General features: G+C 46.0%; 17 protein-coding genes. 16 read left to right on the top strand and 1 reads right to left on the bottom strand.

All coding sequences use genetic code 11. The features are described from left to right. Positions 1-22 precede the first annotated feature (22 nt). The 4 genes from MKX75_RS17955 to leuD all read left to right on the top strand — a co-directional run bounded on the left by MKX75_RS17955 (position 23) and on the right by leuD (position 4761). Positions 23-862, top strand: a complete 840-nt coding sequence (locus tag MKX75_RS17955) for a PRD domain-containing protein (RefSeq protein WP_339166282.1) — start codon at positions 23-25, stop codon at positions 860-862. Between the two features lie 45 nt (positions 863-907). Further along, on the top strand, positions 908-2365 hold the full coding sequence (locus tag MKX75_RS17950) for a glycoside hydrolase family 1 protein (protein WP_339166281.1): 1458 nt from the start codon (positions 908-910) through the stop codon (positions 2363-2365). Positions 2366-2705: 340 nt separating this feature from the next. Beyond that, positions 2706-4127: a 3-isopropylmalate dehydratase large subunit gene (gene leuC, locus MKX75_RS17945; RefSeq protein ID WP_062835140.1), complete on the top strand. Its 1422-nt coding sequence runs from the start codon at positions 2706-2708 to the stop codon at positions 4125-4127. Positions 4128-4158: 31 nt separating this feature from the next. After that, positions 4159-4761 (top strand): 3-isopropylmalate dehydratase small subunit, encoded by a 603-nt coding sequence (leuD, locus tag MKX75_RS17940; RefSeq protein WP_062835139.1) that lies wholly within the window; start codon positions 4159-4161, stop codon positions 4759-4761. Positions 4762-4876: 115 nt separating this feature from the next. Here the strand turns inward: leuD and MKX75_RS17935 are convergent, their stop codons facing one another. Next, on the bottom strand, positions 4877-5446 hold the full coding sequence (locus MKX75_RS17935; protein ID WP_339166280.1) for a hypothetical protein: 570 nt from the start codon (positions 5444-5446) through the stop codon (positions 4877-4879). Between the two features lie 349 nt (positions 5447-5795). Between MKX75_RS17935 and MKX75_RS17930 the strand changes: the two genes are divergently transcribed. From MKX75_RS17930 to MKX75_RS17875, 12 genes are all read left to right on the top strand, one after another. Then, positions 5796-7202: an N-acetylmuramoyl-L-alanine amidase family protein gene (locus MKX75_RS17930; RefSeq protein WP_339166279.1), complete on the top strand. Its 1407-nt coding sequence runs from the start codon at positions 5796-5798 to the stop codon at positions 7200-7202. A gap of 258 nt (positions 7203-7460) precedes the next feature. Next, the gene (locus MKX75_RS17925; protein WP_062835137.1) at positions 7461-8870 is read left to right on the top strand and encodes an N-acetylmuramoyl-L-alanine amidase family protein; all 1410 of its coding nucleotides are present in this window, start codon (positions 7461-7463) and stop codon (positions 8868-8870) included. A 35-nt stretch (positions 8871-8905) separates the two neighbouring features. Beyond that, positions 8906-9583: a GerMN domain-containing protein gene (locus tag MKX75_RS17920; RefSeq protein ID WP_339166278.1), complete on the top strand. Its 678-nt coding sequence runs from the start codon at positions 8906-8908 to the stop codon at positions 9581-9583. 93 nt (positions 9584-9676) lie between these two features. After that, complete coding sequence (locus tag MKX75_RS17915) at positions 9677-12415, top strand: S-layer homology domain-containing protein (protein ID WP_339166276.1); 2739 nt, start codon at positions 9677-9679, stop codon at positions 12413-12415. A gap of 163 nt (positions 12416-12578) precedes the next feature. Next, positions 12579-13274 carry an endonuclease III gene (gene nth, locus MKX75_RS17910; RefSeq protein ID WP_062835134.1) on the top strand — a complete coding sequence of 232 codons (696 nt, stop codon included), beginning with the start codon at positions 12579-12581 and terminating at the stop codon, positions 13272-13274. A 23-nt stretch (positions 13275-13297) separates the two neighbouring features. Then, on the top strand, positions 13298-13570 hold the full coding sequence (locus MKX75_RS17905) for a hypothetical protein (RefSeq protein WP_017687779.1): 273 nt from the start codon (positions 13298-13300) through the stop codon (positions 13568-13570). Between the two features lie 310 nt (positions 13571-13880). Then, a complete protein-coding gene (locus MKX75_RS17900; protein ID WP_339166274.1) occupies positions 13881-17567 on the top strand; it encodes a dynamin family protein in 3687 nt (1228 codons plus the stop codon). Between the two features lie 324 nt (positions 17568-17891). Beyond that, positions 17892-19664 carry an ABC transporter ATP-binding protein gene (locus MKX75_RS17895; RefSeq protein WP_076331432.1) on the top strand — a complete coding sequence of 591 codons (1773 nt, stop codon included), beginning with the start codon at positions 17892-17894 and terminating at the stop codon, positions 19662-19664. Continuing rightward, positions 19661-21511, top strand: coding sequence for an ABC transporter ATP-binding protein (locus MKX75_RS17890; RefSeq protein WP_076331433.1), 1851 nt, complete (start codon positions 19661-19663; stop codon positions 21509-21511). The genes MKX75_RS17895 and MKX75_RS17890 overlap by 4 nt, the downstream gene beginning before the upstream one ends. A gap of 210 nt (positions 21512-21721) precedes the next feature. Then, complete coding sequence (locus tag MKX75_RS17885) at positions 21722-23362, top strand: AraC family transcriptional regulator (RefSeq protein WP_339166273.1); 1641 nt, start codon at positions 21722-21724, stop codon at positions 23360-23362. A 131-nt stretch (positions 23363-23493) separates the two neighbouring features. After that, positions 23494-24483 (top strand): ABC transporter substrate-binding protein, encoded by a 990-nt coding sequence (locus tag MKX75_RS17880; protein WP_339166272.1) that lies wholly within the window; start codon positions 23494-23496, stop codon positions 24481-24483. A gap of 61 nt (positions 24484-24544) precedes the next feature. After that, positions 24545-25567: an NAD(P)/FAD-dependent oxidoreductase gene (locus MKX75_RS17875; RefSeq protein ID WP_339166271.1), complete on the top strand. Its 1023-nt coding sequence runs from the start codon at positions 24545-24547 to the stop codon at positions 25565-25567. The last annotated feature ends 81 nt before the right edge of the window (positions 25568-25648 follow it).

Raw genomic sequence — 25648 nt, 5'->3', positions numbered from 1 at the left:
AATGAAAGGCAGGCAGCCTGATATGGAAGTCGTAAAAATACTGAATTCGAGCATTGTTCTCGCCAGACGTGGTGAGGATGACAAGGAAATTATTGTGATGGGAAAGGGCATCGGCTACAGGAGCAAACCGGGAGATGTCGTGAGTGAGGATGAGATCGAGAAGATCTATGTCCTTGAAAATGAAACGATCTCTTCAGATCTCACTGCCTTGATGAAGGAAACGCCAAAAGAATATCTGATTCTGGCTGACGAAATCATCTCCTATGCCAAACACACATTGTCCCGCCATCTGAGTGATCATCTCTATGTCGCATTAACGGATCACTTGTATATGGCCATGAAGCGATTCAAGGACAATATGACGATCCAGAACCGAATGCTGTGGGAAGTGAAAAAGTTCTATCCGCAGGAGTTCAGTATCGGGTTGCATGGCCTGTCTCTCATTCAAAAACAGCTTGGTCTCTCTCTGCCTGAAGAGGAAGCGGCGAATATCGCCTTTCATCTCGTTAATGCGCAGCAGAATGATGACAATATGAATCAGGTCATGATGATGACCAATACAGTCAAGGATGTACTCAATATTATCAAAATTCACTATCAAGTGGAGCTGGACACACACAGCATCAACTATTCACGCTTTTTGACCCATTTGCAGTTCTTCATTCAACGGCTTTTTGAGCATAAAACATTAAACACGCAGGATCATGAGCTCTTTGAGCAGATTGCGAATAAATACCCGAAGGAAGAAGCCTGCGTACTTCTAATCAAGGAATATATTGAAGCCCGGTTTGAACATACGATCTCCAATGAGGAAATGATGTATCTGATTATTCATATTAATCGAGTCATGAGTCGTAATTAAGCAAGAATGAAAGAGTCAAAGAGATAATCCAAGGAGGAATACACAATGACTAATACAACAAGAACGTTTCCAGAAGATTTTCTATGGGGAGGGGCAATAGCTGCCAATCAAGCGGAAGGAGCCTGGAATGTGGACGGCAAAGGTCTATCAACAGCTGACATTGCTATCTATCGAAAAGGTGTAGCCAAGAGTGAGTATAAGAAGCATAATGCCATTAATGAAGAACAGATCACTACTGCGATGGAGTCTACCTCGGATAGAGAATATCCGAAACGCAGAGGCATTGATTTCTACCACCGCTACGAGGAGGATCTGGCCCTGTTTGGGGAGATGGGTCTCAAAACGTTGCGTCTATCTATTGCGTGGACTCGAATTTTCCCAAATGGCAACGAAACAGAGCCGAATGAAGCCGGTTTGCAGTTCTATGACCGCGTTATTGATGGCATGCTGAAACAAGGGATTGAACCATTGATTACGTTGTCGCATTATGAGATGCCGATGTATCTGGTGAATCACCATGGTGGATGGACGGATCGGAAAGTCGTCGAATATTTTGTTCACTTTTGCAAAACCGTGTTCACCCGTTATAAGGATAAAGTGAAGTATTGGATTACATTTAATGAAATTGACAGCATTGTTCGTCATCCGTTTACGAGTGGTGGTATTGTTCCGGAGCGTTTTGAGAATGTGGAGCAGGCCGTATATCAGGGGTTACACCATCAATTTGTAGCAAGTGCGCTCGCCGTGAAATACTGTCATGAGATCATTCCCGGTTCCCAGATCGGATGTATGCTTACCAAACTGACAACATACGCTCATACATGTAATCCCGAAGACGTACTCGTTGCTTCCCGGGATAATCAGTTTAATCTTATGTTTACGGATGTACAGGTGCGGGGAGCGTATCCATACTTTACGAAGAGATTTTTTGCTGAAAAAGGAATTAACCTCGATATGCTAGAGGGGGATGAAGAGATTCTGAAAGTACACACTGTGGACTTTATCTCATTCAGTTATTATATGTCTCTGGTATCCAGTGTGGATGGAGACCGTTTGGAACAAGTGAGTGGAAATACAACTGGGGGAGTGAAGAATCCGTACCTCCAAACAAATGATTGGGGCTGGCAGATTGACCCGGTAGGTCTGCGCATCTCACTGAATGAACTGTATAGCCGTTATGAGGTGCCCTTGTTTATCGTTGAAAATGGGATTGGAGCGGTAGACACGATTGAAGCTGATGGAAGCATTCAGGATGAGTATCGTATTGATTATTTCCGTTCTCACATTGAACAGATGCATGAAGCGATTCTGGACGGTGTTGAACTGATGGGCTATACAAGTTGGGGAGTGATTGATCTGATCAGTTATTCTTCTTCAGAGATGGAGAAACGATATGGCTTTATTTATGTAGATCAGGATAATGACGGCAATGGAACACTGGAGAGAAAACGCAAGAAGAGTTTCTATTGGTACAAAGATGTGATTGCGAATAACGGCTTGTAATACACTAGTAGGACAAGCACTGTCATAAGAAAGCAGGAAAGCAGCTCTGGATTCAGGGCTGTTTTTTTCGTGTTCTAGATAAAAAGCATTGACAGCAAAGAGGCGGGAACGTAGTATAAGACTTATATGATAATGATAATTGTTATCAATTGAAACCTCTGCTATGAGCAGTGGTTTATTTGTCTTTCCCTCATTATAGGTTAAACCTATTACATCTATAGATATTATATCTTGGAACAATGAAGGACAGGGTGATATATTTATGTCATTCAAGAGCTTCACTTTTTAGAGGAAAACACGAGGCTCTTCCAAGGACCGAACTTATGATGAGGTGAAAATGATGAGTAAAAAAACGATGTTTGAGAAAATTTGGGAAAATCACGTAATTCATCAAGAAGAAGGAAAACCAAGCATTCTGTATATCGATCTGCATCTGGTGCATGAAGTAACTTCTCCGCAGGCATTTGAAGGACTTCGTCTGAGTGGACGTAAAGTTCGTCGCCCTGAGCTGACATTTGCAACAATGGATCACAACGTTCCAACGAAAGACCGTTTCAACATTACAGATCCAATCTCCAAACAACAAATTGATACACTTTCGCAAAACTGCCGTGATTTCGGCGTGAAATTGTATGATCTGGACACGATTGACCAAGGCGTTGTGCACGTTATGGGACCTGAACTGGGTCTGACTCACCCGGGCAAAACGATTGTATGTGGTGACAGTCATACGTCCACACACGGTGCGTTTGGCGCACTGGCATTCGGAATCGGAACAAGTGAAGTTGAGCACGTTATGGCAACTCAATGTTTGCAACAAGCAAAAGCTAAAACGATGGAAGTTCGTTTCGTCGGCAAACGTAACCCGGGTGTAACCGCGAAGGATATGATCCTCGCAGTCATCGCCAAATACGGTACAGACTTTGCAACAGGTTATGTTATTGAGTACACAGGCGAATCCATCCGTGAGTTGAGCATGGAAGAGCGTATGACGGTCTGCAACATGTCCATCGAAGGTGGAGCAAGAGCAGGATTGATCGCGCCGGACGAAACAACATTCGAATATCTGCGTGGACGTGAATATGTACCAGCGGATGCCAAGTTCGATGAAGCTGTAGCAGGTTGGAAACAGCTTGTAACAGATGAAGGTGCGGAGTTCGACCATGTGGTTGAAATTGATGTGGAAACATTGATTCCACAAGTAACTTGGGGAACAAGTCCTGGCATGGGAACCGACATTTCTTCGAAAGTTCCTGTTCCGGCTGAATTGCCTACAGAAAACGAACGTAAAGCGGCTGAAAAAGCGCTTGAATATATGGGACTTGAACCGGGAACACCAATCGCCGAGATTCCAATTGATTATGTATTTATTGGTTCTTGCACCAATGGTCGGATCGAAGATCTGCGTGCAGCAGCAAAAGTGGCTAAAGGTCACACGGTATCCAGTCAGGTTACAGCAATTGTTGTACCAGGTTCAGGACGTGTTAAAATCCAGGCTGAACAAGAAGGTTTGGATAAAATCTTTACGGAAGCCGGATTTGAATGGCGTGATGCGGGATGCAGCATGTGTCTGGCGATGAACCCGGATGTATTGAAGCCAGGACAACGTTGTGCTTCGACTTCCAACCGTAACTTTGAAGGACGTCAAGGACGCGGAGGACGTACGCATCTGGTATCTCCGGCAATGGCAGCCGCAGCAGCGGTTAAGGGCCACTTTGTGGACGTACGGGACTGGAATTTCAAAACGGAAGCAGCGATCTAATCAATAACAGACAGAAGGGAGAACGTTTAATATGGAAGAATTCAAAACATTACAAGGCATCGTTGCACCGGTAGACCGGGTCAATGTAGATACAGATGCAATCATTCCGAAACAGTTTCTTAAACGGATTGAGCGTACCGGATTTGGACAATTTTTGTTCTATGAATGGCGTTTTGATGAAGAGGGCAACAACAATGCTTCCTTCGAAATGAACAAACCTCGTTATGAAGGGGCATCCATCCTGATCTCTCGTGCCAACTTTGGCTGTGGGTCTTCCCGTGAGCATGCGCCATGGGCGATTATGGACTATGGATTCCGTTGTGTTATCGCTCCGTCTTATGCGGATATCTTCTATAATAACTGCTTTAAGAACGGAATCTTGCCAATCAAGCTGTCAGAAGAGCAAGTTGAAGACTTGTTCCAACGTACAGCTACACATGAAGGCTATGAGATGAATGTGAATCTGGAAAACAAAACGATTACTGATGCATACGGACTGCATATCGATTTTGATCTGGATGAGCATCGTCGTCAATTCCTGTTGCAAGGACTGGACGATATCGGTCTCACACTTCAACATGATGATGAGATCGCTGCGTATGAACAGCGCCACGCGGCAAAACTGTTCGGTTAATCGTTAAAGTGTCAGACAAGTAAAAAGCTTCTGCCTCCCCAAAGGAATCTTGTTCCTACGGGTGAAGCAGAAGCTTTTTGTCATTTCAGAAGCTAATTTTATATTAATGAGTCATCTATACGTAGAACTCCTGATCCTTCTTGGCCGAATACTTCAACAGGTACTCCCCGTCATTCTCCAGTTCTCTGGATGCAATTTTGATCCGTGTGTAGTCCAGTCGCATTTCTTTAAGCACATGCTTAATGGCTTGAATTCCGAGTTTTTCATCCACAACATAGCAGTATATGTTCAATGCGAACGCCGTGACTGGATTTGCTGTCTTGCCCATATCGTGCCCATCGACAACGCCCAGCCCTTTCCAGCCCAACTCACTGATCAGTGCCTCACTAGCCTTATCCTTGAGCCACAGATCACGTTTACTTCCTGACATACTCTTCATGGGATATTGGATAAGCAATACGTAACCGTACTGATTGGACGCTTCCTCATAACCCTGATCTATGAAGCGCGTTAGAAAATCACTTTTGTATTCAGCCTCATCACGATACGAACCAGGCCAGTCTGTTCTGGTTGTTTTGCCATACGTTCCAACTGTACCGAGATGTTCCACAACCTGTCCTTCTTCAATCCAGTATTCCGCATAAAGTATCTTGCCATCTGTTTCTTTCCTATATAGGGTGAGCATTCATTTCCCTCCTAGCCGTATTTTTTTATCTAATATATCTCTTTTTTGCAGATTCCTGTGCCAATATATGTATACTTTAAAGTTACATTAATAGAGGGAATATCGTCAATATATGACATCCTTGAAACGATATCGATATACATTCATGGTGAGAAGTGATCTTTTGCTTGAATGTGATCTTCTTTTTTCATCTTATTTCCGACTGAATATGACAACGTTGTAACCGGATGAAGGGGAAATATCTGATAAACTGATTAGTAGATTATGGAAGGTTACATAGCGTCATTGATGTTACGCTGCAGAGAATCAGGTCGGATGTTCAAAAGACAAAAAGAATGGTGGATGAGGTATGAAAAAATGGTCGGCAGCAGTCGTTTTTCTTCTGTTCCTATGTTTATTTCCAGTCATGGCCCATGCAGACACCACGCCCTCGATTGTGCTCGACGGTGTAACCATTAATCAGCGGACGGGAGCACCTGCAGAAAATATCGGAAAGACGGTCATGGTTCCGATTCGAATTGTATCCGAGAACCTGGGTTATGAGGTGAAGTGGGAGAAGGCAACTAAGTCAGTCCAGGTTCAAAAAGGAAACAGCATGATTCAAATGACGGCTGGCAAGGATGCGGCTACAGTGAATGGAACCGTGGTAAACCTGGATTCGCCCCCACTAATCAAACAGGGAACAACACTTGTTCCTTTACGCTTTGTAGGGGAAGGCATGGGTCTGCGTGTGGGCTGGGACAATGGAACCAAGACAGTAAGCCTATTTAGTATTCCTCCCGTCGTTGGAACGGAAGGTGACAGTGACCCCGTCGAGACGCCTGTCCCGGACGGTCTGACAGAACTTCAAGGCATCAGCTTCAGCGGAGATCGCCTGATTGTAGCGACAAACGGCAATATTAGCCCCAAAGTATCCAGTCTTGGTGGGCCAGACCGCATTATTATTGATCTGCCTGCATCGACATTCTCTCAGGAATTCATTCAGGGACAAGCCTCTAACGCGGATGGCAGTGGACAAATTCTCGTTACGGACTCACCCCTCGTTTCCAAAGTTCGGTATGCCCTGTTCAGCAAGACGCCTTCCACCGTTCGTGTCGTTCTGGATCTAAGTCAGTCGGCCACAGCCAAATGGTCTGTTGGAGATAACAATGTCTTGCTCGTTGACCTGACAGCCACGAGTGGAGAACCTACAAGCCAACCGGCAGTACCTACGAATGATGGCAAAACGATTGTGGTCATTGATCCGGGACATGGTGGTCGCCAATCTGGGGCAGTGAGTTTGTCAGGAGCTTATGAGAAAGATTTCAATCTGGCTGTAGGGCTGAAGGTACAGGCCATCCTTCAACAATACCAAGATATTCAGATGGTCATTACACGCCAGGATGATACAGAGCTTTCGCTTAAACAGCGCGTAGATATTGCTGAATTGAACAAGGCAGATGTTTTTGTGTCCATTCATGGAAACAAATTCACCACACCCGTACCAAACGGCATTGAAACGCTTTATAGCCGCAAAGAAAGCAAGACTTTGGCTGACACTCTTCACAAATATGTCTTGCCGGTAACAGGACTCAAGGATCGTGGCGTTAAAACGGCGAGTCTGCATGTGACCCGGGAAACAACGATGCCTGCTGTGTTACTTGAACTTGGTTTTTTAAGCAACCCAACGGATGAAGCAGTTATGCTCACCGAAGAATACCAGGACAAATGTGCACAGGCGATTGTAGAAGGAATTGTTGAATTTTTGGGACTGTAAAGTAGATTGTGCGCAAATATGAAGGTTAGGGTAGTACGTTGTTTAGAGATGTATATTTGATAAATAAGGAAAAAAACAGACATTAAAATGTAAAAAAAGCTTGATCTGACAACGTTTTTTTTCTGTTATGTTGGAATATATTCGCAACTTTTGAGAGCGAGGGGCGTCTAATAGGTGTCTGGTAATGCCCAAGCGGTCAGTCGGAGTTGGAAAATGACAACATGCGGCAAAAAAATATGAGAATGGTAGGGGTGAAGGATGAAGAAGTTCGGTTTTTTGGTACTGTTATTTGTCTTTGGGCTCGTTTTCCCGGGCTATAGTCATGCAGCAACAGACACGAAAATTATCCTAGACGGAAAAGAAATCGTACAGCCATCGGATACGAAGGCGGAAATTATCAACAGCAAGGTGATGGTTCCGATCCGGGTTGTGTCTGAGAATCTTGGGTATAGCGTGGAGTGGAAGCAGCAAACGCAAACGGTGACTATTAGCAAAGACAACACTGCCATGCAGATGATTGTTGGACAGAAGACGGCAACGGTGAACGGCAGTAACGTAAACCTGGATGCCCCGCCACTCGTGAAAAATGGTACTACACTCGTGCCTCTCCGATTTATAGGTGAGGAAATGGGTCTTAAGGTGGGTTGGAACAATACCACGAAGACGGTAACATTAGTTACCCAGAATTCAGGTTCCGGAAACGGGACAACCACACCTCCGAACTCTGGCAATGAAGGCGGAGGATCGGATCAAGACGGTCTTGTACTGGTGAACGGCATCAGCTTCAGCGACAACCGCTTCATGATTGCAACAAGCGGAAGTACGAAGCCGAACGTCTTCACGATGACAGGACCGGATCGAATCGTAATAGACTTGCCGAATACCGCATTTGCTGATTCGTTCAGTGAAGGACAGGCTCTAGACAGCAACCAGAATGGACAACTCGTCGTTAGCGGCTATCCGGACGTGTCTAAGATTCGTTACTCGTTATACAGCAACAGTCCATCTACACTTCGTTTTGTGATCGATCTGTCCAGTTCAAAAGGGTACAGTGTGCAAAATGATTCCGGACTGATCATGGTTGACCTCAATAATCAAAGTGGTACACCTGCTCCTCCAGTTGGTGATAATGGCAAAAAGGTTGTCGTTATTGATGCAGGTCATGGAGATCAGGATCCTGGGGCAATCGGTGTAACAGGCAAACGTGAAAAAGACTTCAATCTGGCAATGGCACTGAAAGTGGAAGCCTTGTTGAAAAAAGAATCCAAAATTGACGTTGTGTTAACGCGCAGCGATGATACATTCTTGGCATTAAAAGAACGTGTGAAGATTGCACAAGACATAAAAGCGGATATCTTCATCTCCATACATGCTAATAGTGGCCCTGCTGCTGCGAACGGTGTAGAGACATTCTATACACGCTCCAACAGCAAAGCACTTGCTACAGTGATGCACAAGTATCTTTTGCAGTCTTCCGGACTGAAAGATCGTGGAGTGAAAACGGCAAGTCTCCATGTAACCCGTGAAACGACAATGCCAGCAGTTCTGCTGGAAGGTGGATTCCTTAGCAACAAGAGTGATGAAGCAGCCCTGTTCACAGAGAGTTTCCAGAACAGCGTTGCCAAAGGTATTGTTGCAGGAATCAAGGAGTATCTGGGAATTAAATAAGGGACAAGCCCTTATGTTGAGGAGGCGGAGTTAGAATGAACAAGAAAATATGGATTGCAGCTTTGCTGGTAACGGTTATGGCAGTTGCTGCTGGATGTGGAAGCAAGCCAACAGCTGCTCCGAATCAGACGCAAGGCGCAGGAAGCGAGACCAATGTGACCGAGGTTGAAGGCGAAACAATTACCGAACCGGTAACCGCTGAACCTGAAGAGAACACAACACCTACAGAATCCACAGAAGGCAGCTCGGAGGGAACGACTACAACTACTCCGCCAAGCGAAACGTCTACGGAGACGCCAGCAACTTCTGAAAGTAATCAAAAGAAAACAATCACTGTATTCTATACGGATGAAGAAGAACTGGAGTTGCACAAAGCTACGGCAGAGATTTCATATGCATCGGATGATGCCAAATACAAGGCTGCCTTTGAATCACTGCAACAGAGCAAAGACGCTAAACTAGTTCCACTGTGGGCGAAAGAAATTGAATTGAAATCTGTTCAGTTCAAGGATGGAGCTCTTACGCTGGATATTCATTTGCCAGATACGGCACGTCTTGGTGCAGGTGGAGAGTCCTATGCGCTGGATGCTTTGAAACAAACATTCTTCCAGTTTGATGAAGTTAAATCACTTGACTTACTGGTGGACGGTCAACAGTCCGAGAGTCTGATGGGCCATGTGGATCTTGAACATCCAATGACAAGATCCGAATAGGCTGTACAGCAGGCTGTCGTACCGTGAAGCCACGGAATATAGGTCGTTTTACACGGAATATAGGTCGTTTTACATGAGAGAGGGGAATCATAGGTGACTTTTAAATATAACCATCCATCACACTCTAAAAAAGTAGTATCAGCCGTGCTTGCAGGCATGATGGCCCTTAGCGCCGGCGGAGCTGCCATGGCAGCAGAATCAACAGAAACGGGGCAGGGTCAGACTGCTGCAATAACGAATACGGCTGCACCAACTGGTTTGTTCAGTGACATCAAGGTCGGATACTGGGCTGAGAAACATGTGTACAAACTGGCATACCAAGGCATTCTTCTCGGTAATAACGGCCTGTTCCGTCCAGGAGACGCGGTAACACAGCAAGAAGCTGTAACGATGGCAATCCGTTTTATGAATCAAGAGGGCCAGTTGAAGACCGACACGGCTGCGGCATTACCGACAAACATGGAAGTGGGAAATTATTTCAAGCCATATGTCGCGCTGGCACTTCAACTGGGACTGATTGATAAGACGGAAGAATCAACGGTGGATGTATCCAAGACATCCTGGGGTCAAAAACCGGCTTCACGGGAATGGATTACGAAATTGTTAATCCGTTCATTGGACAAGGATGCTGAAGCCAAGGCTCAAAACAATCAATCTACCGGATTTGCTGATAATGCAGATATCTCCGAAAGTGGTAAAGGTTATGTCAATCTGGCTGTTAGCCTGGATCTGGCCAAAGGTGTAGAAGGCAACAAATTCAATCCAACCGGTTCCGTAACCCGTGCTCAACTCGCTACCTTCTTCAGTCGTGGCGAATCGTTGACGGATACAGCGTATCCCAACACATCCACGGGTTATGTGACTGGATTGAAAGATGGGCAGATCACGCTGGTTGTGGACGGCAAAGCCGTTAACTTCACAGTGAACAGCAGTACGCCTTACTTTACGAAAGACAGTGAAACTCGTGCTTCATCCACTGATGTGAAGCTGTATACAAAAGTTCAGGTTGTAGGTTCTACAGGTGTGGCTTCCTATGTGGAAGTCGTTGATGCTACACCGCAGGTGGAAAGCGTTGAGGGGACTTTTGCGCGTTCCTTGTCAGGAAATAAAATTGGTATCTTTGTAGGCGAAAATTACGAAACGTACAGTTATGATGAGGCAACTGCATTCATCGATCAGAATGGTAATGCAATCAAACTGTCCGATATTACAGCAGATAGCATCATCGAAGTACAGCGGGAAACGTTCTCGGCTGACAAAAAAACAGTCGTTATTCGTGTGAAATCCGGCATTGTGAATAAGAGTGACAATGGTGTCATTGCTGAAGTGTCTACTTCTGGCAAAACGATCAAGCTTGTTAATGCAGCGGGTGCTACAGAACAGTTTGCATACAATGACAATCTGATTATCACATATCAAAACCGTATTTTGTCAGTGGCTGATCTCAAAGCCGGCAGTGCCGTGAAATACACCGTAAAGGATAGTGTTCTGCAAACCATCGCATTGTCTCAAGGTGTGGAGCAATCTGTACGCGGAACATTGGTTGAGATCGGTGGCAACCAGTCCACGTTAACGTTCAAACGTGAAGGGGGTTCCCTTGAAGCGAAACTGCTGACTGAAAAGCCGGAAGTCATTATCAATGGCATTCAGGATGCAACGTTGAATGATCTGATCACGGATGCAACGAACGGGGATCAGGTGGAGCTGACATTAAACTCTGACGATCAGGTAACGCGTATTCAGGTCATTGGACGTCAAATGGAACCTAAGAACGGGGTAACGGTTGTATCTTACAACAGTAAAACAAAGGTACTTACTGTACTGGACAACAACAAGAAGCCGTTTGTATTTACATTGGATGAGAAAACCAAACTGGATTACAATACGACCAAACCTACACTCGCTGGTCTGGAGTCGCTTTTAAATGATGGTCGCAAATTGGATCTGACTTATGTGGGAACACGTGCGTTGTCCGTTAAGGTGATTTACAAGTACGAAGGTACGATCAGCAACATGGATACTTCTGGCAAAAAAATCAGTTTGTTGTCTGGTAATCAGACAATCACAGTGCCTTACACTACCGCTCCTACGGTTGAAATCTATAACAAATCCGGCGCAAGTCTGGGAGATTTGAAGATTGGTGACAACGTTACCGTAACGCTTGGAGCAAATCAGGATGTGGTGCAGAAGGTTGCATTGAACACTGTGGCTCAATTTGAAGTGGTTGCCCTGGAAGCGAATGGTCGTATTCGAGTGAAATCGGATCTGTTGACAAGTCAGTTCTACGTGGATCAAGCGGTACTGACTGGAGAGAGTGGTCAGACGATCACGCCTTCACAATTGACAGCAGGCAACCTGATTAATGTAACGTTTGAAGGAGCTACGCCAAAAGCAGTTCAAGTCGTGAAGCGTACGCTGGCTGAAGTTACAGCAGTGGATGCTTCCTCCGTAACGCTCAAGCAGTTTAACGGTCAGACTGAAACGGTGCCTGTTAGCGGTTCGGTTAAAGTCGTTAAATCTGGCTCTACATTAACTTCACTGACGAGTCTTACGGTTGGAGATCGTGTCGAAATGACAAAAGATACGGATAATTCCACACGCTTCAGAGTGCTGACTGTCATGAGCAAACAATTCTGGTCTTATGATGGCGTGGGCAACCAGATTCTGGTTAAACGGGAAACGACAGCTGACACAAATTATCGTTTTGCACTCGGATCAAGTGTATTTGTTCACCAGGGTGACAATACTTTAAGCGTGCAATCTCTCAGAGATAATGATAATATTGTATTGTATCTCCTGAACAATGTTATTCTGGAGATTCAAAAACAGTAATCGTTTCTTTTCGAGGATCAAAAGAATGACCGTCTTGATACGGGATCTTTCCCGCATCAAGACGTTTTTTTTGCAAGCTTTTTGAGGTCCCCGCAAAGTACTTGGATGAAGCTTCGAAGTAAGGCTCCTCAGCATGGAGTCATTTTGTGGGAGGTAGCTCTTCATGAATGCAGCGACGGTTAGACATATACTCGAAACTATGGAAGCAATGTTTCCTGATGCACATTGCGAATTAAATCACAGCAATGCATTTGAATTGACGGTAGCTGTCCTTTTGTCTGCCCAGTGCACCGATGAAACGGTGAACAAGGTAACCGCAGATTTGTTCCAGAAATACAGAAGCCCAGCAGATTATCTGGCGGTTCCTCTCGAAGAGCTGGAACAGGATATTCGGCGGATTGGCTTGTATCGGAACAAGGCCAAGCATATTCAGAACATGTGCCGAATTTTAATAGAGCAGTATGGCGGTGATGTACCGCAGGAACATGATCAGCTTGTGACGCTACCAGGTGTTGGTCGGAAAACCGCGAATGTAGTTGTTTCCAATGCGTTTGGAGTACCAGCAATTGCAGTAGATACTCATGTTGAACGAGTATCCAAGCGGCTGGCGCTTGCGGGTTGGGATGACTCCGTACTTGAAGTCGAAAAGAAACTAATGAAGCGCGTACCCCGGGATGAGTGGACTTTAACTCACCACCGGTTTATATTTTTTGGACGCTACCATTGTAAGGCACAGAACCCTGCTTGTCATGTCTGTCCATTGCTGGACATATGCAGGGAAGGGAAAAAACGTATGAAAACGTCCCAAATCAGGAAAGATAAGGAACGTGTCACCACCCGAAAACGCAAAATAAATTAATGAGCAGAAAAGGATGAATAATCATGAAATGCATTTCCGTGTACACTGACAATTTTGAGGCCTTCTCCGATATTTTTGAACAAATCGTTGAACAGGAAATGGCTGAAAATGAAGAAAAAGAAGTAGAAGGCATCACAGTGAGCCATTCTGGCGACGTGCCTGAACATTATCTGGAGCGTATGTCCGTTAAACCAGAAGTTGTTGTTATGAGAGACAAAGGCAGAGACATCACAATTCTGCAACATGGACAAGTATTTGAAATTTTGCTGCCTTCCATGGAGAATGCAGTTTCTTAAGAATTGATTAAACAATTCGTTCTGTTGCATTAATGTCATGAGAATCATTGTGCTTAAGGTGATCGCATCGATATTCATGCAACAGACACTTGGCGTAAGCATTTTGCTGTATGCTGAATATAGAACGTATTACAGATAAAACCGACTTGGTCGGTTTTATTTTTTTTAGATTATCGAATTTATACGTTCATTTCTGTATATTCAATTCCAACCGTTCAAATTCAAACTTGATAATGTTAAAATAAATGTTGTAAAAGAGATAGACGTCGAAACGGATGTCAAATTAGAGGAGCCAGGGGGAAGGCCAGTCATGTCCAGAACAGATTACCCAAAAGAAATGGCTAAACCTCTGCTTCCGCTGCGTGAAGCGATGGAGCAGACAGGGGACCATACGGCTGTACAGGCTTTAACGGATTTAATCAGCAAGGCGGAAATGAAACATCTGACGATTGCGTTCTGTGGTCACTTCTCTGCAGGCAAATCGAGTCTCATCAACAGTTTATGCGGTAAGCGGGTGTTGCCTTCAAGCCCTGTGCCAACAAGTGCGAATGTGGTGTCTATACGTAATGGTAAGCCGAGAGCGCTTATTTATACATCTGCAAACGTAAGCGCTGACAATAGTGCAGGAACACTTGAAGTCTCTCCAGAGGAATTGGAGGCGTATTGCAAAAATGGCGGAGCGTACAGCTCGATTGAGGTATGGGATGATATACCGCTGCTGAAAGATGATGCTGTTCTGCTGGATACACCAGGTGTGGACTCAACAGATCGCGGGCACAGTCTCGCGACCCATTCTGCACTGCATCTGGCGGATGTGGTGTTCTATGTCATGGACTATAATCATGTTCAGTCCGAGACAAACCTTTCATTTGCCAAGAGTCTGTCGGATTGGGGCAAACCGTTGTTTCTGATCGTGAACCAGATCGACAAGCATCGGGAGCGGGAGCTTTCTTTTGACCAATATACCGAAGGTGTGGAAGCTATATTTGCGGCCTGGGAAGTCAGATATGACGGACTGTTGTTTACTTCCCTTCGTGACAAGGAGCATCGCTATAACCAGTGGGATGTGATTCCGGAACTCATTAGACACATGATGCAAGAGAAGGAAGCATTAATCACGCACAGTTTGGCAAGTTCGGCCAGTCATGTAACGGAGCAACATCTGACAAGACAAGCGGAGAAACGTGAAGACGAAGAGAATTCCCTCCTGGATGAGATTGGTGGCAAGGAAGGAATTGAACGCTTGGAACGAGAGCTAGAGCTTCTCGATCAACAAGCAGCAGACATTCGTACGGGGCCTGCGCGAGTGCGCGAGAAATTCCGGGCAGAGTTGGAACCTCTTCTGGCCAATGCAAATCTTACACCTGCGGATATTCGTACGTCTGCTGCTGCCTATTTGGAGAGCCGCAAACCGGGCTTCCGGGTGGGTTTATTGTTCTCAGGTGGCAAAACCGAGCAGGAGAAACAACGCCGTGCTTCTGAGTTAGTCAGACTGTTACAGGATCAGGCTTCCGGACAAGTGGAGGTACATATTCGCACAATGCTCAGGCAGTTGGGTGAATCCCATCAGCTATGGGGGGCGGAGTGGGAGCAGGCGCTCAATACGGAACTGCCTGCTGTAGATGAAGCACTATTGGAGATGAAACGCAGTGCCAGTGCAGAGGTGTCTCCCGAGTATGTGATCCAGTTCAGCAAAGATCTGCGGGGCGAGATTGAGGCCCGCTATCGCAGGTCGGCCATGATGCTGGCCGACCGCATGCTGGAGGCGCTGGCAGCGCGAGGCGAAGCCGCGCTCCAGGCGCTGGACGCCAGCCGCGCAGCGCTGCTGGCGCAATCCGCGGCGGCGGCGCGCTACACGGCGCTCCAGCGCAGCGCCGCCGCAGAGGCAGCAGGGCTGCGCAGCCTGCTGCCCCATGCGGGCCCCCTCCCCTCCGGGATATTGCCGGAGGTGAAGGGCCCGCACGTGCCCGCGGTGCCTGAACCGGGCGAAGCACCCGGTTCGCATGCGGGCACGTCAACGTCTGTGGCTGCGCGGCCACAGACGCCAGAGGCACCGCCAGCGCAGCGCGCAGTCGCAGCGGCGGTGCCAGGGCCAACGGCGGCGGCTGGTGCTGAACGCCGCCGACGCCTGGACGCAGCAGCGGCACGGCTTGAAGCCGCTGCTGCGCTGGTGGAGCCGTACCCCGCCATGGGGTCGGCGGTACGGGATCTGCGTGCACGCGCGGCTTCGCTTGCGGGCGGCACGTTCACACTGGCGCTGTTCGGAGCATTCAGCGCCGGCAAATCCTCCTTCGCCAATGCGTTGCTGGGCGAAGCCGTACTACCCGTCTCGCCGCATCCAACGACAGCGGCGATTAACCGGATCATGGCTCCTGCCGGGGGCGCGGAGCATGGTACAGCCCGGGTCCGCATGAAGACCCGGGACGCCTTCCAGGAAGATCTCGGCTATTCCTTCCGATTGCTCGGACTGGGCGAGCCTGGAGCGGAGTGGCAGAAGCGAGTTAAATCTCTCTCGCCACAGGATGTGCATCCGGCGGGGCGCCCGCACTACAGCTTTTTACAAGCGGCAGCATCCGGTTGGGAAGAGACAGCGGACCAGCTGGGTCAGGATGTGCTGGTAGATCTGGACGGTTATCGTAACTTTGTCGCGAACGAGAAGAAGTCCTGTTTTGTGGACAGTATCGATCTGTATTACAGCTGTGATGTAACTGAACAAGGCATTGTGTTGGTGGACACACCAGGAGCAGACTCTGTGAATGCTCGTCATACGGGTGTAACCTTCAATTATATGAAGAATGCGGATGCACTCATTTTCGTAACGTATTACAACCATGCGTTCTCCCAAGGAGATCGCCAGTTCCTGAACCAGTTGGGACGTGTCAAAGATAGTTCTGCCATGGATCAGATGTTCTTTGTCGTGAATGCCAGTGATTTGTCTTCCTCCGAGGAAGAACTGGAGCAGGTTCTCGATCATGTGAGCACCCAACTGCGCAGTAATGGAATTCGGGCACCACGACTCTTCCCGGTATCCAGTATACTGGCGATGGAAGGCAAGATGGCCGGAGATTCGAAGCTGCTGGAGCAATCCGGATTTGTCCGGTTTGAGGAAGAGTTCAACCAATTTGCAGGCAGAGAATTAGCCGATCTTGCCGTCGGTGGCGCTTCCGAAGAGATGGCACGTGTCATTCAGCGGCTGAAGAAGCGTGCCGAGGATGCAGCTCAGGGTGAGGAAGCATTGCAGCAGCGGCGGGATGAACTGGAGACCATTCAGGGACAGTCACGCCAGCGCATACAGCGACTTGCAGAGCGATCTATGAAGGAAGAATTGTCACAGGAAACAGCAGAATTGCTGTTCCATGTGCGGCAGCGACTTGCCTATCGTCTTGGTCTATTTATGGCAGAAGCATTCCATCCATCCGTACTTCGGGAGGATCGGGGCAATCTGAAGACGGCTTTTGCAGCCTGTGGACGTGAACTGTTACGTATGATTGCCATTGAGCTGGAGCAAGAACTGCTCGCTACCACCCTCAGACTTGAACAGGCAGGTCAGACTTGGCTGATGAAGCAAGTTACGGATTGTATAGATGAGGTGAGACAGTTATCTGGAGGCGTGGATGTATCTCTGCCATTGAACGAACGCTGGAGTACACCTGTGCTTGAAGAGGTTCGCTTGGAAGAACCGTCCGGATGGAAAAGCTATTTGAATTATTTCCGCAATCCGAAACAGTTCTTCGAAGGGGATGGACGTCAACGGCTTCAAGAGGCACTTGATCCTGTCCTCAAACAGATGATCATTGAAGTTCTTCCTACTGCGCAAGACAAGCTGATTCAATTTTATGACAACCAGCTTCGTCAATCCTTGCAACACCAATCCCGTCAGTTGGAAGAACGTCTGGACGAGGCGGTGAGCGGAATTCAAGATACACTGGAGAGTGGAATTCCTGCTGAGCAATGGTCGAGCTTGTCTGTACAACTGGAACAGATTGAACGTAGTTAAATTCGCGGCATGACGCGCATTCTCTGGAAGTCTTTGTAAAACAAAATGAATGATACAGCAACAGATTGAAAATGTTGCGTAAACCAACCCAAAAAGGCTCCTGCCGAAAAGGCATACAGGGAGCCTTTTTTTGGTACGAACAACCTGAAATAAAGAGAATATTCAAACATTTGATTGAAAGGTGGGTATCTACCTTCGCTAATGCGTCAATAAGCTGAAAGCAGGCAGAATATGGTCTGTTATTCGCTTTGCCGCGAATGGGGTACGGTGATAAACTTCATAAATGTTCATAGTATTTTTGAACGACATAAGAGGAGGAGAAACATGGATGTTCTTAGGCAACTGCAAACCTTTTTTTGGGAAAAGCGAACGTATTTATTTGTATCAATCTTGTTCCTCGCCTTAGCGACTGCACTTGGGTTGGTGTATCCGTATATGCTGAGGATACTGATTGATGATATTATTGTTCCGCGCACTTTTGAAGACGTTCCCATAATTGCCTTGACTGTGTTAGGTGTAGTTATTTTGAAAGCGGGAATGCAGTTTTTACATGGCTTTTTTGGAGGGCGCTTGGGTAACTTCCTGGCGTACAGACTTCGTAACGCATGTTACGAAAAGCTTCAATTTTTATCCTTCCGTTATTATGATACGGCCAAGACAGGTGATCTGATGTCCCGCCTCACGGGAGATTTGGAAGCCATCCGTAACTTTATCGGATTTGGTTTCGCCCAGATTCTCAACATGGTTTTGATGGTCGTATTCGGCGCAATCATGATGATGACCATGAGTTGGCAGCTTACACTGTTCACACTCATATGCATCCCATTACTTGCCTTCGTTGCGCTGAGATTCGAATCCAAAATTCACCCTGCGTTTCAGGAGATGCGGCTGGCGCTCAGTTCACTGACGACGGCGGTACAGGAGAATATTACTGGCGTACGTACTGTAAAATCCTTTGCACGTGAGCCATATGAAGTGGAGAAATTCTCCACACGTAATGAGCGTTACAAGACAAATCAGATTCATGCCGCAACCTTGTGGAGTCGCTATTTTCCGATCATGGAGATTCTTGCTTCGGTGAGCATCGTGCTGTTGCTGGTGATCGGTGGAAGAATGGTTATACAGAAGACGCTGACACTCGGTGAACTCGTTGCCTTTTTCAGTTTGATCTGGTACATAATCGGTCCAATGTGGAACCTTGGGTTCCATATCAACAACTATACGCAATCCAAAGCTTCAGGTGAACGGGTGCTCGAACTGCTCAATACGCCAGTGGATGTGGAAGAAACGCAAGATCCGGTCATTGTGGAGGCAGACCAAGTAAACGGCCATGTAACGTTTGAATCCGTTACCTTTGCCTACGGCAACAAAATGCCAGCGGTAACCGATATTAACTTTGATGCTGCACCTGGTTCTGTAATCGGTTTCCTCGGGGGAACAGGTTCAGGTAAATCAACCATCATTCAGCTTCTGATGCGTGCATATAACGTCAACTCGGGTACGATCAAGCTGGATGGCAAAAACATCAAAGACATAGGCATCCGGAGTTTGCGGAGTCAGATCGCTTCTGTTTTCCAGGAAACATTCCTGTTCTCATCCAGCATTCGCAATAATATTTCCTACGGACTTAAGAACGTCACCACGGATGAGATTATCCGTGCAGCCAAGCTCGCCAAGGCTCATGACTTCATTATGGAGTTCCCGGACGGATATGACACGGTGGTTGGTGAACGCGGCATGGGATTATCCGGAGGACAGAAACAGCGGATTGCGATCGCAAGGGCTTTGCTGAAAAATCCGAAAATTCTGGTACTTGATGATGCAACCAGCGCCGTGGATATGGAGACGGAACATGAGATTCAGTCCGGTTTCCAGGAAGTCATGCGCGGCAGAACGACATTTATTATTGCACACCGGATATCTTCACTAAGACATGCAGATGAGATTCTGGTACTCGATGAAGGTCGCGTGGTACAACGCGGTAAACATACCGAACTCATTGAAGTACCTGGACCGTACCAGGATGTTTATAAAATTCAATATGCAGATTATATTGCCCGTGGTAAGCGGGAGGCTGGGGAGCAGGTGAATTCATGAGTGCCGAAACGATAGCAGACAGGCGCGAGGCAAAAGTGGCCTCTGAGAAGAAACTGAATGAACGATTTGTGTATCAGGACGATGAGATTATTGAAAAGCCGTTTAACTGGAAAGAGTTCGGACGTTTGTTTGCATACATGAAACCTTATGCGAAACAACTGTTACCACTCGTTATTCTAATGATGATCTTGGGTACCATTACGAAATTGTCCGTACCATTTTTGATCAGTCTGGCGATTGACCGGGCCATCGCACCGGCAAATGGGTTGCCGAGTATGACTATGCTTTATCTTATTGCAGGCTCCATATTCGTGTTGTATCTCATTCAATGGGCTGCCAATACGTACCGGATCAAACTGACCAACATTATCGGGCAGCGCGTTATTTATGATCTACGCTCGGATCTGTTCAAGCATATCCAGAAGCTGTCCTTTAACTTTTTTGACAAAAGACCGGCAGGTTCCGTACTGGTACGGGTTACGAATGATATTAACTCCCTTCAGGATCTGTTTACGAACGGTGCAGTTAACGTCATGATCGACTGCGTACAGCTGCTCGGGATCATTGTGATCTTGCTGTTGATTAACTGGAAACTGGGGCTTGCCGTAATCATTACGGTGCCGATCATGTTTATCATCTCGACCAAACTGCGGGTGCTGATCCGCCGTGCTTGGCAGGATGTGCGCATGAAGAACTCCCGGATTAACTCCCACTTGAATGAATCCATTCAGGGGATTCGAGTGACTCAGGCTTATACACAGGAAAAAGAGAACATGAAATACTTTGACAACATGAACCTGTCCAGTAAAAAGTCTTGGGATAAAGCATCAGCGATGAACCAGGGCTTCGGACCACTGATTGAGATTACCGGTGGATTTGGTACATTAATTCTCTTCTGGTTTGGTGCCTATCTGATTCAACATGACCAGTTGACTGTGGGATTACTTGTCGCTTTTGCCAACTATGTCGGCAACTTCTGGGACCCAATCAACCGTCTGGGACAGATGTACAATCAGCTACTTGTTGCCATGGCGTCATCGGAGCGTATCTTCGAATTCATGGATGAAAAGCCAAGTATCGCAGATAAACCGGGTGCCAAGCCACTTCCTTCTATTAAAGGAGATATCGCATTCGAAAATGTGGTGTTCGAATACGAGAAGGGCAGACAGGCGCTGAAAGGAATCAGCTTCTCAGCGGCTGCGGGACAATCGATTGCACTTGTTGGTCATACGGGCTCAGGTAAAAGTACGATCATCAATCTGATCAGTCGTTTCTATGATATATCTGGCGGACGTCTCACCATTGACGGACAGGATGTGCGGGATGTAACGGTAGAGAGTTTACGCAGCCAGATCAGCATTGTTTTACAGGATACCTTTATCTTCTCGGGTACGATTCGTGACAATATTCGATTTGGACGACTGGATGCAACGAATGAAGAGGTGGAGGATGCAGCCAAAGCAGTCAATGCACATGAGTTCATCATGAAGCTGCCTGGCGGATATGATACCGAAGTAGAGGAACGTGGGAACGTATTATCCATGGGACAACGGCAATTGTTATCCTTTGCCCGTGCGCTCCTTGCTAATCCGCGTATATTGATTCTGGATGAAGCTACAGCCAGCATCGACACCGAAACAGAGCTGAAAATTCAGGAAGCGTTGAAGGTACTGTTGCAGGGAAGAACGTCCTTTATGGTCGCTCACCGTCTCTCAACTATCCGGAATGCAGATAACATTATTGTCCTGGATCATGGTGAAATTAAAGAAGAAGGCAACCATGAGCAGCTGATTCAAAAACAAGGCGTTTATAATGGATTAATAGAAGCTCAATACCGATTTTTGTAATGAACTCCTTGGACGCTCGTGCAGCGTCTGAACACATATGAACTTATAACACTCTGGCGTTCCATAGCCTGATCCTTCAATAATAAGTGCATCTTATTCATTGAAGACAGGTTAGAGGATAGCTGGAGTGTTTTTTTTATTCGTTAGTGTGGTATGTTATATTTTTGGAGAAAGAAATCAATACAATCGTTCATGGCTGGAGGAAGATCAATGCAGATGCACAACAACGAAATAAAATCAGAGCATTTTGATCACCTGGATCATATGAACTTTAGGCTCATTAATGTAAATTATACGAGTGGTCCTACGACAGAGTGGGCTCTGAGGAAACACTTCATTGAAACATACATGTTATTATTTGTAGCCAGTGGAAAAGGGTGGTTAAAGATCGATGGGAGTTTCATCGAATTAAAGACGGGTGGACTGTACGTAGGCTTCCCAGGGCAGCTGGTTGAAGCGAATGTGCATTCGTTGGATGAACGAGGCGTGTATCACATGAACTTTGATGTCATGTACGCAATGGAGCAGGAGGGTGAAACAGCCCTGGATATAATGAAACAACTTTTGCGTAATGAAGTGAATGGCGAGGTCACCTCATCTTCACCCGTTGCAGTTGGCGTGATCTGTCAGATGATTTACCACCATACATTGAAGAAGGATGGCTTGCAACGGTACTATGGTCAGATTCGTTTTCAGGAACTGTTGTATACCATGTTTTACGACGGAGCCTATGCAGAAAAGACGGATCTCACTTCACCGATTGAACATGTTAAAGCCTATATGGAGCAGAATTATGCGAAGAGATTAACCATCGAGGAATTAGCAATTGTTGCACGAATGAGCCCGCGTCATTTCATGCGTTTGTTCAAGAAAAGATATGGCTGTAGTCCAGTGGACTATTTAACCTTTTATCGAATCAAACAAGCCCAGATCTTAATGAGAAATGATCACAGTTATCGACTCAAGGATGTGGCATCATACGTGGGTTATCAGGATGAGACGTATTTCCGGCGTAAATTCAAGCAAATCTCCGGCATTCCACCGGCAGCGTTTATACGTAATAGCAAGCAAAAAATTGCTGCGGTTCATTCTGTGAGCATTGGCATACTGCTTGCATTGCAGATCATTCCATGTGCCGCGCCGGCAAGTCATCCATGGACATACTATTACCGACGTAAATATGAAACGGACAAAGTTATGCCACTCGCAGAGGGGGAGACCATCTGGCTGGAACAGCTTCGATTAGTTAAACCTGATTATATTATTACTGCTGGCACGGAGTCTGAGACTTTACAAAGTAAGCTTCATTCCATTGCTCCTGTGTGTGACCTCCCGTGGGGAAAAGGCGATTGGAGAGAACATTTGAGATATGTTGCAAGCTTTTTGGACAGGTCGGATATTGCAGAGGTATGGCTTCAAAGATATGAAGAGAAGGTAATGATCATTAAGAACCAGCTTGCGGATTTCATACGAAAAGACAGTCTGGTTGTCCTGAAAGTATATGGCGAAGAATTGCAGATGTTAGGTCCAAGGAGCATTGCTTCCGTTTTCTACGTGGATATGCAAATGGAGGGTCCCGAAGGAATTGAGACTTATTGGGAACGGGGCACAGTGACCATGAAAGAGCTGTGTGTTCTCAACGTTGAAAGAATATTATTGATTGTGGGTGATGACGAGACATCCAGGCAGACATGGGTGGATGTGCGGAAGTCGGAAGAGTGGCTAAAGTTAATGGCGGTACAGAGTGGCAGAATGGATATCCTGTTGTCGAGCGTCCTGCTGGACTACACTGCATTTACCCATGAGCTTATGTTGGATGAAATATTAAAGCTATGGCAAGATCGTCCATAGCAAAAAGTCTGAATAGTCAATATCATGCCAGATCATATTTTATTATACTACTCCTATATCTTAGTGATAATGATAATTATTATTAATTAGACATTGTCATATATTAATGACCTATAGGGGGTACAAACAGAATGAGATTCAGATGGTTAACCGTAATATGCACAATGATGTTGATGCTCGTTATTGCGGCTTGTGGGGCAGCAGGCAAAGAAGCATCCCCGAGCGAGGGACAAGAAGCGGGTACCGCCAATGCTTCAACAACAGAAGCAAGTCAGGTGAAGAAAGTGAACACGGAAATGGGAGAAGTTGAAATTCCGGCCAATCCACAAAAAATAGTTGGTTTGTCCGTTGTATATCCAGAGTTTTTATTTTCACTTGGCATCGTACCCATTGCCGTACAGAACTACCATGAGGATTTTCCTTCTTACTTGCAAGAGCCATTTGCAAACACGATGAAAATGGGAATAGGAAGAACGCCTAACTTTGAAGCCCTGATGGAGGCAGAGCCGGATTTAATTATCGCTCCTGACTGGTGGTCTAAAAAGGACTATGATCAACTTACTCTGATTGCGCCTACCGTACTTTTGCCACAGCGTGATGATTGGCGCGATGAACTGCGGGATATGGCCAAAATTTTGGACAAAGAAGAACAGGCAGAAAAGGTAATTCAGGATTTGGTAGCAAAGGAGAAGGTAGCTACTGACAAATTGCACAATCTGATTGGTGAGGAGACGGTTCTCTACATTAGAGTGATGGAAAAAGAAATCGTACTTCATGGGGAGAATCTCGACCGAGGAAACTTTGTCCACAAACGATTGGGTATGAAACCACTTCCTAATTTCCCGAAAGATCAAACTGCCATGTCCGTATCCTTGGAAGTATTACCTGAATACGATGCAGATCATCTGATTGTTCAGTTGGATGATGAGACTAATCCGGAAATTAAAAAGAAATTTGAAGATATGTTATCGACATCGTTATGGAAAAATCTGAAAGCTGTTAAACAGGACCATGTTCACATGGTGGGTGGCAAAGAATGGTTCAATCTGGGAATGTCTCCGCTTGCCGATGAATATGTTATTGACGATATTGTGAGTTCTTTTGAAGAAAAAAATAAATAAAGCATCTGCATCTGTTAGATGAATCTCTTATTCATAACTCAATTCACAGGGGGTGTTTACAATGAATGAAGAAGATATCTATGATGTAACCATCATTGGAGGCGGCCCTGCCGGCATGTATGCAGCTTTTTATGCAGGGATGCGTGATATGAAAGTCAAAATCATTGATGGTAAAGACCGACTTGGTGGTTTTCTACATACCTATTCAGAAAAAACAATTTGGGATGTAGGTGGCCTGCCGCCTATGAAATGTTCGAAGTTGATCGAATGGCTTGTTCAGCAAGCGAATACGTTTAATCCAACGGTTGTATTGAATTGCAAGGTGGAAAGGTTCACTCGACTGGATAACGGAATATGGAGTATGTACACTGCTGAAGGCGAGATCCATTATACACGTACGATCATTGTTGCTGTAGGTCGCGGTATTGCAGAAATTCAGAAATTGGAGCTGCAGGAGCCAATTGAATGTGAGTATGAAAATCTTCATTACACCGTGCAAAATCCAGAACATTTTGCAGGAAAGCGTGTGCTCATTTCAGGAGGAGGCAACAGTGCAGTAGATTGGGCCATTGAACTTGCTCAACTTGCTCGCAGTGTAGTCGTAATCCACCGGAATAATGAGTTTCGTGCAATGGAACGGAATGTCAGTGAGATGAATAACATAACAGATGTGAGAAAACCATACAGCATCACGCAGCTTCATAATCATGGTAAGCGAATTCAGCAGGTTGTGATTACGCATATGGAAAGTCAGGACAATGTAGTGTTGCAAGTGGATGAAGTCGTCATTAGTCACGGATATAAAAGCAATCTAAGTGATCTTGCCAGTTGTGGCTTAGAAATGAACGATGGAATGGTTCTAATGAGCCACCATGCACAGACGAGTCTTCCGGGTGTTTTTGCAGCAGGGGACTGTGCGACCCACGAGAGCAAAGTTAGACTCATTGCAGGAGCCATCAATGATGCGATCGTGGCAGTCAATAGTGCCAAACAATATATGACGCCAGACGCACCCAAAATGGCTTATGTTTCTTCCCATAATGAAATCTTCAGAGAAAAAAATCGACAAATCCCAAGTCTGTAAACTTGGGATTTGTTTGCGTATTTCGATTCGCTTGCGTATTAAAGTCTGCTCTTTTAACATTTCCTTAATTTTGGGAGGAAT

The sequence above is a fragment of the Paenibacillus sp. FSL R5-0341 genome (assembly GCF_037975235.1).
Classification (GTDB): Bacteria; Bacillota; Bacilli; order Paenibacillales; family Paenibacillaceae; genus Paenibacillus; species Paenibacillus amylolyticus_A.
Note: the sequence above shows the minus strand (reverse complement) of the source record. Positions and strands in the feature narration are given on the sequence as shown.

Coding starts and splice junctions, on each gene's coding strand:
- MKX75_RS17930 (WP_339166279.1), top strand. CDS start 5,796: ATGAAAAAATGGTCGGCAGCAGTCGTTTTTCTTCTGTTCCTATGTTTA.
- MKX75_RS17900 (WP_339166274.1), top strand. CDS start 13,881: ATGTCCAGAACAGATTACCCAAAAGAAATGGCTAAACCTCTGCTTCCG.
- MKX75_RS17895 (WP_076331432.1), top strand. CDS start 17,892: ATGGATGTTCTTAGGCAACTGCAAACCTTTTTTTGGGAAAAGCGAACG.
- leuC (WP_062835140.1), top strand. CDS start 2,706: ATGAGTAAAAAAACGATGTTTGAGAAAATTTGGGAAAATCACGTAATT.
- MKX75_RS17935 (WP_339166280.1), bottom strand. CDS start 5,446: ATGCTCACCCTATATAGGAAAGAAACAGATGGCAAGATACTTTATGCG.
- MKX75_RS17875 (WP_339166271.1), top strand. CDS start 24,545: ATGAATGAAGAAGATATCTATGATGTAACCATCATTGGAGGCGGCCCT.
- leuD (WP_062835139.1), top strand. CDS start 4,159: ATGGAAGAATTCAAAACATTACAAGGCATCGTTGCACCGGTAGACCGG.
- MKX75_RS17920 (WP_339166278.1), top strand. CDS start 8,906: ATGAACAAGAAAATATGGATTGCAGCTTTGCTGGTAACGGTTATGGCA.
- MKX75_RS17890 (WP_076331433.1), top strand. CDS start 19,661: ATGAGTGCCGAAACGATAGCAGACAGGCGCGAGGCAAAAGTGGCCTCT.
- MKX75_RS17955 (WP_339166282.1), top strand. CDS start 23: ATGGAAGTCGTAAAAATACTGAATTCGAGCATTGTTCTCGCCAGACGT.
- MKX75_RS17885 (WP_339166273.1), top strand. CDS start 21,722: ATGCAGATGCACAACAACGAAATAAAATCAGAGCATTTTGATCACCTG.
- nth (WP_062835134.1), top strand. CDS start 12,579: ATGAATGCAGCGACGGTTAGACATATACTCGAAACTATGGAAGCAATG.
- MKX75_RS17925 (WP_062835137.1), top strand. CDS start 7,461: ATGAAGAAGTTCGGTTTTTTGGTACTGTTATTTGTCTTTGGGCTCGTT.
- MKX75_RS17905 (WP_017687779.1), top strand. CDS start 13,298: ATGAAATGCATTTCCGTGTACACTGACAATTTTGAGGCCTTCTCCGAT.
- MKX75_RS17950 (WP_339166281.1), top strand. CDS start 908: ATGACTAATACAACAAGAACGTTTCCAGAAGATTTTCTATGGGGAGGG.
- MKX75_RS17880 (WP_339166272.1), top strand. CDS start 23,494: ATGAGATTCAGATGGTTAACCGTAATATGCACAATGATGTTGATGCTC.